We start from the raw sequence: 11,927 nt of genomic DNA, 5'->3' as shown, positions 1-11,927 counted from the left end.
ATCTTATCTTTTTTTATCTAATTGCTTCTCATGAAATAAAAAAAGGAGGTTCTTTCGAACCTCATAAAACAGGGGATGATTTATAAATATTGGGATGAAAAGAGAGAATATTACGAAGTTTTTTGGGGGAACTTCGTAAATATAAATTAGGGTAGTGTCTTGTTCTTCAAGACAGTTATTATTATGCCATAACGATCATTACCTTTTGTGTTCTTTTTGTGTTAATCTGTCGAATCTTATCTTTTTTTATCTAATTACTTCTCATGAAATAAAAAAAGGAGGTTCTTTCGAACCTCATAAAACAGGGGATGATTTATAAATATTGGGATGAAAAGAGAGAATATTACGAAGTTTTTTGGGGGAACTTCGTAAATATAAATTAGGGTAGTGTCTTGTTCTTCAAGACAGTTATTATTATGCCATAAAGATCATTACCCTTTGTGTTCTTTTGGTGTTAATTTGTCGAATCTTATCTTTTTTTGCTTATTTTAAAACCGATAAGTGACTTCGGCCCTCCTCTTCCCTATTCAATAGATGAAGCTAAGCAAACATCTGCAAATAATGGATAATGATCGGATGGAAATTGACCATTAATATGATCTTTAATAATCTTAGTGTGTTTCACTTCGTATTCTAAAGAAACAAAGATATAGTCTAAATGCATCCCTTTTTCGCGATCTTTAAATCGACTCATCGTTGCTTTATTATACATTGATCGATCATATTCTTGAACAGCGACAAAGCGTTGTTGATTAAATTGTCCTTGTAAAAAATCCTTAATCATTCGATGATTTGGATTCGCATTAAAATCACCCATTAAAATGATGGGAAGCTTTTCAATTTTTTGTTGTGCCTCAATATAACTTAAGATTTTTTTTAACCCATATTGACGCGCTGGTGATAAATAACAGTCTAAATGTGTGTTATACACTCGAACAACTTCCCCGTTTTCTAACTGAATTTTAGCTGTTGTACAAATTCGCGGAAAAATCGAATACCAAATAGAGCTTCCCATTTTATTCGGTTGATTAGATAACCAAAATGTTTCTTCCTCTAATATTTTATGACGCTTAGACACTAACAAATTATTATGTTCAACAAAAAATTTCTTGGTGCGTGGTTGACCAATCATATGATAATGAGTGAGCTGACTTTCTAAGTCTTGTCGCATTTTCAACGTCACTTCTTGCAAACCAATAATGTCACAGTCATAGTTATTCAAAATTTCATAAACGACTTCCTTTCGTCGACTCCAGCGATTTTTCCCATCAAAAACTGAATCTGAACGAAGATTAAACGTCATCACCTTCATCTACTCTCTCCCCTTTTAATTCGTTAAACCTTTCATTTTTTCTTTTTCTATTATATCACGGTTGATTCCATCTAAATTGTTTTTTTTACATCTATTCACATTAATTGATCTAAGTTATAAAAAAAGATTGCCTCAAAGGCAACCTTTTAAACAAATAAGACATATAAAAAGTGTGCAACGACTCCCGCACAAATTCCACCAATCGTGTGTGAAATAATTGCTTTACTACTTAATTTACGCACACCTAACGCATCCATCATTCCGACATGAGTACTTAAATAACCACTCCAACACATTCCCATTGCCGTAAAAACAGCAATATCATTTGGTGTAATAATATTTTCAGTAATAAAACGAGGAACTAACGACATAGCTGCTCCCACTGCACCAAGTGATGTCACAGGAAACGCAATGGCTTGAGCATCTGTAAATCCGAATAATGGATTTAAAATGAACATTAGTTTCTCTCCAAGGGCTGGAAGTAATCCAATTCCTTCATATGCCACACCTAAATACACAGCCTCTCCTGTCACAGGATCAGTTGAAGGACCAAATGTTAACAGCATGACAAAGGTACAAATAATTAAAACACCTGGGATAATAGACATTCCCATTTCAACCCCTGATTTTCCACCTTCAAGCATAGCATCTAGTACACGTTGAAAGATATTTCCATCACGAATTTCACGATGAGTTGTTAACTCGTGACTATGTGTTTCATCTGCTTCTTGTTGAGCGTGATTTGCGTAATATTTCTTTGTAAAACGTAGCATTAATCGTACACTGATAATACTTCCCACAACAGCTGCGACATTTCCAATGATCGCTGGTAGCATATACTCTTGACCCAGTGACATCATAAACGTTGTCACAATTAATCCCATTCCAAACGCGGTTCCTAAATTACAAAGAGCTGGAATTTGATAAGGTTTAAAAAACTTTTGGAATTCTTTATCTTTTGCAAACGAAATGATGGCTGGATTATCCGATAAGTACGTTGCGATTGCCCCGATAATACTTGCCCCTGGTAATCCATATAACGGTTTAACAAAGATAGATAACAATTTATTAATTAAAGCAATAACTCCAAATTCTGACAATAATGCACTTAAAGCTCCTGCTAAAACAGCAAGTGCCATAATAAAAAATACCGTATTTAATAATAAATCATGCGCCGTATTCATCATCACACTAAACATGATTCCGACACCCATTTGACGACCAATAAAGCCAAATACAACAACTAATATCCCTAAAAACACAAATGTCTCAAGGCTTACTGACTTGACTTTACGTTTTTCTTCATTCATGTCCTCGACTCCTTTTCCACTAAAGTAGATATATTCATTATATTGAAAATGAATGTTCCATTCAATGACGAAAATCGACACAATTTTTTCCATTTCCTGCTTATAAATAAAAAGATTTTGATTACCTGCTAAAAGCAACCAAATAAACTCAACCCATTAAAACTAAAATTTGCTGACTTAAAGATCCCATTTATCACTTAAAAATACGATTTTTATCACATTTTAGGTTAAAGAATAAATAAAATGATGCATACTATTAAAAAATGATTTTTTGGAGGTTATTATGAACGTTAAATCTTTTACGCTACTCTCTGCTTCAAGTCTAACCGTCATTCTTTTGACACTGTCTTTTTTACCGCACTCATCCTCTAATATTTTGATTGAAGATGAAGCCATCCGCTTAGATTCAACTCGTGTCAAAACGACTCCAATCGAATCGCTTTTTGATCATGAAACACCAACGATGGCTAATGCCACGTCTCAACTTCAGTTATTAACTAACGAACGTTTAACCATTGAGGATCAATTACAAACCCTTCAGGCACAATACGATCAATTAAAAGAACAACATGATATTTTAATGAATGAATTAAATCCTTATCTAACCTCTTTGTCTCAGCAAATTTTAGATCCACTAACCAAACTGAAACAGCAAGTTGAAAAACAATCCAAAAAGCATGCAGATGATTCAGTTTTTGAATCAAGTTTGTATGCGCTAAGTTTTGCAACGGATGCCATTGAACAATATATGACTAATCCAAATGAAGCGACCTACGAAACTTCTCTTCAAACAGCCTTTAAATTAATTGATCAAGAACTAAAAGAACAAGATACCTCAACTGTTTTTACACTTGCATCTAACGTTTTACAATCAGGCATTGATAAAGCCATTCTTCAAATCAGACTAAAAACCTCTAAACGTTTATTAGAAACATTTGAAACAAACTATGTCACAGTAAGCAATGATGAAACGAAGCAATTTAAAAAGACAAAGCAACAACAACTAGCCACTGAAGATGCATTGAACTTAACGGCTTTACAGCTGGATGAGGTTGCCTTACGTTTAAGCGGAATTCTTGATGAAATTGAACAAGTAACACAATAACCCTCCACTTAGTGGAGGGTTATTTTTAAATAAAGCGTAATGCTTTTAAGACGGCTTGCCCGACATTTTTTCCTTGTCCGATTAAAGGATAGGCATGAATATGAATTGCCGGATTTTGATTCATTTCAATGATCGCATAGTTTGATTGTTCATCTTCATAATCTTCAACAATCATATCCACGCCACAAATTGAAACATCCAATTGTTTCGTCGCTTCTACTGCAATGTTTTTAAAACGTTGTGGCATCAAATCCGTCATATCGACACTGTCGCCACCCGTACTAATATTCGAATTCTTTCGCAATTGAATCACTTCATTTTTGCTAGGAACATCATGAAGTGTTAACTGTTGTTCTTTTAAATGATGAAGTAAACTATCATCAATTTTAATTTTTTGAAGCGGTTTGTTATAGTCAGTCCCTCTTAAAGGATGCTTATTTTTATCATGAATCAACTGTTCAATCGTTTGAACACCGTCGCCAATGACATGAGCAGGGATTCGTTGTAAAACACCAATCACCTCTCCATTGATCACTAAAAAGCGATACTCATTTCCTCTTTGAAACTGTTCAATCACTACGCATGAATCATGCCCAAAGGCAATTTTTAACGCCTCAATCCATGATTTTTTTGATGTTAGCTTCTCCATCATCGTAATTCCTAGCCCGAAATTCGTACTTTTCGGCTTAATGACAAGATGCTTTCCTTTGTAACGTTCAAAGGCTTGTATCGCTGATTTTAACGTGGTAAACACTTCTCCTTTTGGAACGACAATGCCTTTTTCATGTAATATTTTTTTCGTTACGACCTTATTTTCCATCGCTAAAATCGTACTGTAAGAATCCAGTGCTGTTTTGGTCGCTTGCTGAACCACTTCTTCATGATTATTTTTCTTTAATCGAATGAAATTATCTTGTCTGTCTAAAATATCCACGCGAATGCCTTGCTTAATCGCTTCTTTGATTAAAATCTGTGTTGACAATTCTAAATCTTCAAATCCATATAATGAATATTCATTTTCTAAAATGGCGGCTTTATGAGCTTTAGCCAATTCAAGATTGGCACTAACATAATCACTTTTTGTCACTAATTGAACCATTTGAGCCGATAACGTTTGATCAGGATTTAAAATTTGATTCTGTTTTTGCTCTAAGATGCTTTCTAAACCAAGTGAAAACATCTCATTGATTTTTTTCATTTTAGTTAAAATATCCAGTGCCCATTCTGAAAATGAAACTCTTTCACTATTTCGTATCAATTTTAATTCATTCTGTAACCCATCCACAGCAACCAGGCGTTCATTTTCAGTCGCGTCTTTTTGCCAGTTCTCATCCTCTACTTCTTCTTCCTCTAGTAAGAATAAAATAAACAGATGTATAAACTGTAAATCCACTAAGGAAATGCCCGCAGGCTCAAAAGGATTTAAATCGATGGAGCGAATTTCAAGATATTCAATCCCTTCCTTCATTAAAGACTCCATCAAGTGATGAGAATCTTTAGCTTTTAGGCGAATCGGACTATAAAACTCTTTAAAACTTGCAATTTCTCCACTTTCAATATATTGATTTAATGACTGAACATAACGTTCAACATCTTGATAATCGACATAAATAGGGGTGTGATTTTGATAACCACAAGCGCTATTTCTAAATGAAACAGCCCCTGATCTTGTATAACTATGTGGCGCGACTTCTTTAGAGGATGTTTGACACTCGGTACAATAACTTTCATCAACAATCGGTGATGCGCCTAATAAATAAATTAACAACCAACGATGTCTAATATAATTACGCACGACTTTTAAATAAATCTGATCTTTAAACAAGCGATAATCTAAATCAGTGGTCTGATTTTTATAAAGCTTTTGAACTAATGTTTCTGAAAATGAAAAATTATAATGAAGTCCCGAAATCAATTGGCGTTTCCCACCGTATTTTTTAAGTAAATGTTGACGATAGTTCATCGCTACATTTCCCTCGAGGTTATCACTAAACATAGCAATTGGGATGTCTTGATCAGCTTCAATGGTACACGGCATCGATTGAGGCCATAAGTATTCCTCTTTTAATTCAGAAACAGTTAATTGATATAAGGCACATAAAAATTGATACACTTCTTCAACAGTTGAAAAGGTCGGTGTAATCATTTCGATTTGACTTTCTGAAAAATCAGTGGTGATAAAGGGGTGAGATAACTTATCACCAAATGCTTTTGGGTGTGGAGTTAACGCTAAATGTCCATCTGGTGTGACACGTAATCCTTCTCGTTCTATTCCGAAATTGGCTTGACGAATGTCCTCACTCTCTAGCTCATGCTTTAATTGTTGTAACATTTAAAATCCCTTCCTTTTCTTTTCGACGATAAACAGATAAAGCTACCACGCCTTTTAATAACATACTCACACTAATACTGATCCAAATGCCGTTTACACCAAAGCCTTGAATGAATAACCAAGCCATCGGAAGTCGTGCAGCTGTAAAAATGACACTAATCGTTGCTGGAATTTTAGGCATCCCTAATCCAACAAACACACCGTTACAAATGATTTCAACCGCCATAAACACCTGAGTTACGCCAACTATACGTAGATAATTGGCTGTTATTTTTATGGTCTCTTCTTCACGTACAAAACAGTGCGCCAATTGCTCTGGCACAACTAAAAAAACAACCGTCGTTATTAACGCATAAACGATTCCTATTCCCATTGCCACTCGAACGCCTTGTTTAATTCGTTCAAACGCTTTGGCACCAAAATTTTGTCCAACAAAGCTTGCAATGGCTCCATTTAAACCACCAATGACCATATAGGTGATCGATTCAATTTGTAATCCTATTTTTTGAGCGGCAATCGCCTCTGTTCCAAAGGTCGTAATCATCTTTGCTAACAAAATATTAACAACTGTAAATAAGACCCGCTGCGATGACATGGGAAACCCTAAGCGAATCATTTTAAAATAATCCTCTTTTTTATAGTTTGTTTGATAATCAAGCTCAAACAAGGTTCTTGATTTTAAATAAAAACAAATAGTCATCACGACGTTTGCAATCAATGTCGCTAATCCCGCTCCTAAAACCCCTAATTTAAAAAGATAAATAAAAATGGGATCTAAAATTAAATTTAAAATAACACCAATGGTACTAATTTTAAACGCCATTTTATTTTGTCCAAAACTATTATAGACACGGGTATACCAAAAATTAAAAAACGAGAAAACAAGCATCGGTGAACTCACCAGTAAATAGGCATATCCTTGAGCTTCAACCGCTTCATTTTGAACATTTAAAAATGAAATAAACGATTTTCCAACTAGTGCCGTAAATATTGCAAAAAACAAACCTACGATCAAATTCAAGCGAAACCCAACACTTAAATACTTTTTCTGAGCTTCAAAATCTTGACGCCCAATCGCATGTGACACTAAAATACCCGTACTAATGACGACACAAGCTTGAAGAGAATTCGCTATTCCAATTAAAAAGCTCGATGTTCCTATACTCGCGACCGCCTCACTTCCTAAAGCACCAACCAAAAGCATATCGACGAGATTATAAGTTAATTGTAAAACGGAACTTCCCATAATCGGTAACGCTAATGTCATTAAAACTGAGACGACACGCCCTTGTGTTAAATCCACTTTTTTCATGACGTCACCCCGATTATAAGTCATGATTTTGAATTCTTCGAACTAACTCCTCAACTTTAGCTTTAATCATATCGCGTGTTTCACGAAATGCTTCATCACTTTTTCCAGATGGATCTTCTAATCCCCAGTCTTCGCGATGTGAACAAGGTAAATGAGGACAGTTGACATTACATCCCATCGTAATCACAATATCCACTTCTGGAATTTCTTCTAAAAGTTTTGGACGTTGAGTCAGCTCCATATCCATTCCAATCTCTTTCATGATTCGTACAGCATCTTGATTAATCATCTCTCGCTGCTCAGTTCCAGCCGAATAGGATTCAAAAACATTTAATCCTAACACTTTTCCAAATGCCTCCGCCATTTGCGAGCGGCAAGAATTATGTACACAAACAAACGCTACTTTTTTCATTGAACAAACTCCATTCTTTTTTAATGTTGAAATTTTTCTAAATTAACTGCTTCAATTAACTGCCTAACAAATGGATAACGAATAAACACTTCATCAGGAATATAGTAATGAACCCACTGTCCTCGTTTGATCGATTGAATGAGTCCCACATTTTTTAACTTTATTAAGTGTTTGGACGTTGAAGACTGAGAAATATTTAATGCTGGCTCAATCTCACAGACGCATTTTGATCCATGAATTAACAAACACATAATTTGAAGTCGTTTCTCATCTGCTAATGCTTTTAACACATTAACATAACTCATGATTTCCTCCTTTTTCATATTCCAATACGAGAATATTCTTTCTCGGGAATATATTAACTTGAATTTTTTTCTTTGTCAATTCATATCCCTTATCTTTAACTTGTAACATTCTGCTTGAAGCTATACGACTGAGTGTAAAAAATGTCCACGTGATTATCCCCATAACTTATGCTATAATTAGTTGAATTATTTTAAAGTCGAGGAATTAATCATGCAAACATCGGATATTTTGAGTGGTTTTAATCAATATGGACCTCTCCTCATATTTATTATTTTGTTTTTAGAAAGCTTAAACTTAACCGGCATTCCTGCTATCATCATTTTACCAACCATTGGCTTTTTTATTAAAATGAGCGGTTCGAACTTTTTATTTATTTATCTCATAACCGTTCTTGGAAGTGTGAGCGGTTGTCTTCTTTATTATGTTGTCGCCATAAAATTCGGTCGTCCACTGTATGACTTCTTTTATCGTAAAATTCCTGCTACTCGACGTAGCCTAGAAAAAGCTAGTGAGTTAAGTGAACGTTACGGAGCCATGATGTGTTTTATTGGACGAATTTTGCCCACTGTTCGCACGTTCATTTCATTAATGTCTGGAATTTTTGCGATCCCTTTTAAAACATTCTCATTTTATTCGGCAGCAGGAATTGCCATTTGGAATTTTATGACACTCTTTATTGGTTATTTAGTTGCCCTTTACTCCTCATAAAGACACCATTAACTTATGGTGTTTTTTTCTTATATCTAAGTTAGAAGTGACACATCAGAATCTAGCGAATCATCTAGTCAACGATTGCTCAATTATTCATTTCAATTCAATCATCAATCATTATAAAAGATAAAACAAAGCCTGAATCATCCGTCATGATTCAGGCTTTTTGCTAATGTATCATTAATTTTCTAAAGCTTCTACTTCCTCTAAGTCTTCTAACGTCTGTAACGTTTCAACCATCTCAGCATCTTCTAATTCATCATTTAATGCAAGTGAAGGAAGTGTCTCTTCTTGGTGATCGTCAATCATCCCTTTTAAGTTAGCAATGCGCTCATTTATTGCTTTGACTTTTTCTTCAACTAACTGAATGGAATCAGAAAACTCAAAGTTCGTGATTGTTTCTTTTAGTTGCTCAACTTGTTCCTTACATGTCTCTTTAAACGATTGTTGATCAAAGCTTTGCACTTTTTCTTGTAGTTCCTCTACTTTTTCTAACAATTCAGCTTGTAATTCTTTTCCGTTTTTAGGTGTTAAAAACAATGCTGCCGCTCCACCCATTAAAGCACCTAATGTAAAAATGTAACGTTTCTTCATTAACTCATCATCCTCTTTTTTAATTTTCGCTTTTTTCTTTGATGTCGGATAAACGTAAAAATACGCCACCCCATTTTCAAACGTCCTTTCAGTTCATCCACCTTTAAACGGCTTTGAACTGATACGTCGTTTGGTAATTTTTTTAACTGTTCTGTGCTTTTAATGACTTCTAATGTTTGTCGATCAATGGTTGTTTTTAAACGATGTAACAAATAAATCGCACAAATCGTTATCATCACTAAGCAAGCAATTGAGGTTATCATTAACCAGTCGTGTAGTGTCAACCGTATCTGCCCCTTTTTCTTTAATCACTCTGTTTGTATTATAAACCCGATCAAAAAGGGATTCAATGATTTCATTACTTTCATTTCTATTTTTTACATTTTATTGAATTTATTACTATTAATGTGCAAAACTACTTCCAATTAATTTCCAGTTATAAAATACCAATGCAAAAAGAAAAAACATTAACTCAAATCCTTGTATAATTAAGTCTCGCACAACCAATTAACAAGGAGGAATTGAGTTAATGTTCATGGAAGGTATTATATCAGATTCTCATTCAATTTTCAAATTTTTAAAAGGGCTAGACTTAGACTTATTTCTATCGAAACCACAGTTTAGGCATCTTAACCATTTCCTAAATTTGATGATTAGTGAAACTTATACGGGCAAAATCTCTGCCGTTAAGCATTGTCATCGGACAACTTTTGGACGATTTTTAAATGATAGTTCCTGGGATGATGAGATGATTTCTAATCAAATTCAATCCTATCTTCTATCTTGCATTTACAATCGTTCACATCAAACAGGAAAACCTATTTACGTATTAGTAGATGATACAACATGTGTTAAAACTAAGCCCTCGTCACAGGCGACTTATCCTATTCAAGGATGTGGTTGGCACTACTCTCATCTTCATCATCAATACGTCTATGGCCATCAATTTGTTACCCTGATGCTTCAATGTGATGACGTCACCTTACCGTATCAAATCATTCCGTATGAGAAAGATAAACAGAGTAAAATTGAACTCGTTAAGGAGATTCTCACCACTTTACCTAAACCGCCTCATAAAGGATACATCCTAGCTGATAGTTGGTATACTTGTGAAACCTTATTCCAAATCGCTAATCAATTAGGCTTTTATTACTTAGGAGGAATCAAAACCAATCGAATCATTCTTCCGAAAGGCTATCGTCCGAAAGGGATTCAACTTAAATCATTTGCGAACACCTTATCCCTCAAAGATCTCGACTTAGTCACAGTTGGATCAGAGACCTATTATACTTATACATATGAGGGTCGAGTGAGAGGTGGCCATGTCGTCAAAATCATTTTGAGTTGGCCACAAAAGGCTCCACTTGAAGAAAAAGCCTTACGTTGTTTTATGAGTCATGATTTAAAATTGTCTGCTAAACAAATTCTTAAGCACTACACGAAACGTTGGCCCATTGAAATATTCTTTCGTGAAACGAAACAAAACTTTGGATTGGCTCGTTACCAAGTTCGAACATTAAAAGGGATTAAACGTTTGATGTTAATGATTCAATTCGTTTATCTGTATCTAAAGCGTGTAACTAAGACAGGGGATTGTATTGGCGAGAGTTTACGCGAATGCCAACGAAAACAAAAACAGGAATTAGTTAAGTTCATTTACATCAAAGCGCAAACCGGAGTAGGGTTAAATACCATTTTTGAAGAATTGAAAATTGCATAGAATCAGTGTATTTTCACCACATGGAAAATTTTTCTTAAAAACTGCACGTTAATAGTTTATTACTTAATGATGACATGCTGATATAAGCTAACATCAAAACAAAACCTCACCATTAGTCATCTTTTTCGGCAATATCCCTGACTTCATTTTACTTTCTGATTGTTCTTATGTTAAAATGAAACATAAATTCAACTAGGAGGCACAAAAATGAATCATGTGATAACTTTGTTAATGGTAACAATGGTTGGGGCAGTCATTGGTTGGATCACAAATATTTTCGCCATCAAACTTTTATTTCGTCCATTAACTCCAATTCGTATTCCTTTCACACCGTTTACGATCGTTGGTTTAATTCCTAAACGTCGAAATGAAATCGCAACAACAATTGCTGAAGTCGTTTCTCAAGAACTATTATCAGTGGATGATTTAATTAATGAAACGATCACTGATGAAGACTTACAACAAATTAAAGGCTATGTAAAAGAAAAAATTAAAGTCGTTATTGATGAAAAAACAGCTATGATTCCATTTCCTTTTAAAGGAATGATTCAAGGACCTGTTGAACAAATGATTGATCATGAAGTAGACCAAGGCTTAAACGAAGTCATGATTAATATCAAAGAGATGGTTAAAACGCGCTTAACAATTGAAGAACTCATTGAACGAAATATCAATGCACTTGATTTAGAAGAACTTGAACGACTTGTTCTAAAAATTGCGAAAAAAGAACTACGTCATATTGAATGGCTTGGCTTTTTCTTAGGTGGTATCATTGGTCTTATTCAAGGAATCCTTCTGATGTATATCTAAAAG

At 34.5% G+C, this 11,927-nt stretch carries 12 protein-coding genes; 4 read left to right on the top strand and 8 right to left on the bottom strand.

The window, feature by feature from the left end; all coding sequences use genetic code 11:
• Window positions 1–523: 523 nt before the first annotated feature.
• Window positions 524–1,312: an endonuclease/exonuclease/phosphatase family protein gene (locus JRC48_RS02345; RefSeq protein WP_235070268.1), complete on the bottom strand. Its 789-nt coding sequence runs from the start codon at window positions 1,310–1,312 to the stop codon at window positions 524–526.
• Between the two features lie 146 nt (window positions 1,313–1,458).
• Entirely contained in the window at window positions 1,459–2,622 is a 1,164-nt protein-coding gene (locus JRC48_RS02340; RefSeq protein ID WP_235070267.1) for a hypothetical protein, read from the bottom strand.
• 283 nt (window positions 2,623–2,905) lie between these two features.
• Here JRC48_RS02340 and JRC48_RS02335 point away from each other — a divergent pair, with 283 nt between their 5' ends.
• Window positions 2,906–3,727: a hypothetical protein gene (locus tag JRC48_RS02335; RefSeq protein WP_235070266.1), complete on the top strand. Its 822-nt coding sequence runs from the start codon at window positions 2,906–2,908 to the stop codon at window positions 3,725–3,727.
• A 25-nt stretch (window positions 3,728–3,752) separates the two neighbouring features.
• Here the strand turns inward: JRC48_RS02335 and gshAB are convergent, their stop codons facing one another.
• Genes gshAB through JRC48_RS02315 form a run of 4 tightly spaced genes read right to left on the bottom strand, consistent with a single transcriptional unit; the run spans window position 3,753 to window position 8,088 of the window.
• Entirely contained in the window at window positions 3,753–6,059 is a 2,307-nt protein-coding gene (gene gshAB / locus JRC48_RS02330) for a bifunctional glutamate--cysteine ligase GshA/glutathione synthetase GshB (protein ID WP_235070265.1), read from the bottom strand.
• On the bottom strand, window positions 6,037–7,371 hold the full coding sequence (locus JRC48_RS02325; protein ID WP_235070264.1) for an MATE family efflux transporter: 1,335 nt from the start codon (window positions 7,369–7,371) through the stop codon (window positions 6,037–6,039). Before JRC48_RS02325 ends, gshAB begins: the two co-directional genes overlap by 23 nt.
• Before the next feature lie 13 nt (window positions 7,372–7,384).
• Window positions 7,385–7,783 (bottom strand): arsenate reductase ArsC, encoded by a 399-nt coding sequence (locus tag JRC48_RS02320; protein ID WP_235070263.1) that lies wholly within the window; start codon window positions 7,781–7,783, stop codon window positions 7,385–7,387.
• Between the two features lie 20 nt (window positions 7,784–7,803).
• Window positions 7,804–8,088 carry a metalloregulator ArsR/SmtB family transcription factor gene (locus JRC48_RS02315; RefSeq protein ID WP_235070262.1) on the bottom strand — a complete coding sequence of 95 codons (285 nt, stop codon included), beginning with the start codon at window positions 8,086–8,088 and terminating at the stop codon, window positions 7,804–7,806.
• 211 nt (window positions 8,089–8,299) lie between these two features.
• On the opposite strand from JRC48_RS02315, the gene JRC48_RS02310 reads away from it, so the two are divergent.
• Window positions 8,300–8,797, top strand: coding sequence for a DedA family protein (locus tag JRC48_RS02310; protein ID WP_235070261.1), 498 nt, complete (start codon window positions 8,300–8,302; stop codon window positions 8,795–8,797).
• Window positions 8,798–8,980: 183 nt separating this feature from the next.
• Here JRC48_RS02310 and JRC48_RS02305 read toward each other — a convergent pair whose 3' ends face one another.
• Together JRC48_RS02305 and JRC48_RS02300 are read right to left on the bottom strand one after the other, a co-directional pair.
• Entirely contained in the window at window positions 8,981–9,394 is a 414-nt protein-coding gene (locus JRC48_RS02305; protein WP_235070260.1) for a YtxH domain-containing protein, read from the bottom strand.
• Window positions 9,394–9,678 (bottom strand): hypothetical protein, encoded by a 285-nt coding sequence (locus JRC48_RS02300; RefSeq protein WP_235070259.1) that lies wholly within the window; start codon window positions 9,676–9,678, stop codon window positions 9,394–9,396. The genes JRC48_RS02305 and JRC48_RS02300 overlap by 1 nt, the downstream gene beginning before the upstream one ends.
• A gap of 245 nt (window positions 9,679–9,923) precedes the next feature.
• Between JRC48_RS02300 and JRC48_RS02295 the strand changes: the two genes are divergently transcribed.
• Window positions 9,924–11,114 carry a transposase gene (locus JRC48_RS02295; RefSeq protein ID WP_235069807.1) on the top strand — a complete coding sequence of 397 codons (1,191 nt, stop codon included), beginning with the start codon at window positions 9,924–9,926 and terminating at the stop codon, window positions 11,112–11,114.
• 207 nt (window positions 11,115–11,321) lie between these two features.
• Window positions 11,322–11,924, top strand: coding sequence for a DUF445 domain-containing protein (locus JRC48_RS02290; protein ID WP_235070258.1), 603 nt, complete (start codon window positions 11,322–11,324; stop codon window positions 11,922–11,924).
• Window positions 11,925–11,927 lie beyond the last annotated feature (3 nt).

It is taken from the genome of Turicibacter sp. TJ11 (genome assembly GCF_021497505.1).
In the GTDB taxonomy this organism is placed as follows: domain Bacteria; phylum Bacillota_I; class Bacilli_A; order MOL361; family Turicibacteraceae; genus Turicibacter.
Note: the sequence above shows the minus strand (reverse complement) of the source record. Positions and strands in the feature narration are given on the sequence as shown.

What these genes read in the sequence shown, in the direction of transcription:
- JRC48_RS02345 (WP_235070268.1), bottom strand. Translation starts at nt 1,312, where the DNA reads ATGAAGGTGATGACGTTTAATCTTCGTTCAGATTCAGTTTTTGATGGG.
- JRC48_RS02340 (WP_235070267.1), bottom strand. Translation starts at nt 2,622, where the DNA reads ATGAATGAAGAAAAACGTAAAGTCAAGTCAGTAAGCCTTGAGACATTT.
- JRC48_RS02335 (WP_235070266.1), top strand. Translation starts at nt 2,906, where the DNA reads ATGAACGTTAAATCTTTTACGCTACTCTCTGCTTCAAGTCTAACCGTC.
- gshAB (WP_235070265.1), bottom strand. Translation starts at nt 6,059, where the DNA reads ATGTTACAACAATTAAAGCATGAGCTAGAGAGTGAGGACATTCGTCAA.
- JRC48_RS02325 (WP_235070264.1), bottom strand. Translation starts at nt 7,371, where the DNA reads ATGAAAAAAGTGGATTTAACACAAGGGCGTGTCGTCTCAGTTTTAATG.
- JRC48_RS02320 (WP_235070263.1), bottom strand. Translation starts at nt 7,783, where the DNA reads ATGAAAAAAGTAGCGTTTGTTTGTGTACATAATTCTTGCCGCTCGCAA.
- JRC48_RS02315 (WP_235070262.1), bottom strand. Translation starts at nt 8,088, where the DNA reads ATGAGTTATGTTAATGTGTTAAAAGCATTAGCAGATGAGAAACGACTT.
- JRC48_RS02310 (WP_235070261.1), top strand. Translation starts at nt 8,300, where the DNA reads ATGCAAACATCGGATATTTTGAGTGGTTTTAATCAATATGGACCTCTC.
- JRC48_RS02305 (WP_235070260.1), bottom strand. Translation starts at nt 9,394, where the DNA reads ATGAAGAAACGTTACATTTTTACATTAGGTGCTTTAATGGGTGGAGCG.
- JRC48_RS02295 (WP_235069807.1), top strand. Translation starts at nt 9,924, where the DNA reads ATGTTCATGGAAGGTATTATATCAGATTCTCATTCAATTTTCAAATTT.
- JRC48_RS02290 (WP_235070258.1), top strand. Translation starts at nt 11,322, where the DNA reads ATGAATCATGTGATAACTTTGTTAATGGTAACAATGGTTGGGGCAGTC.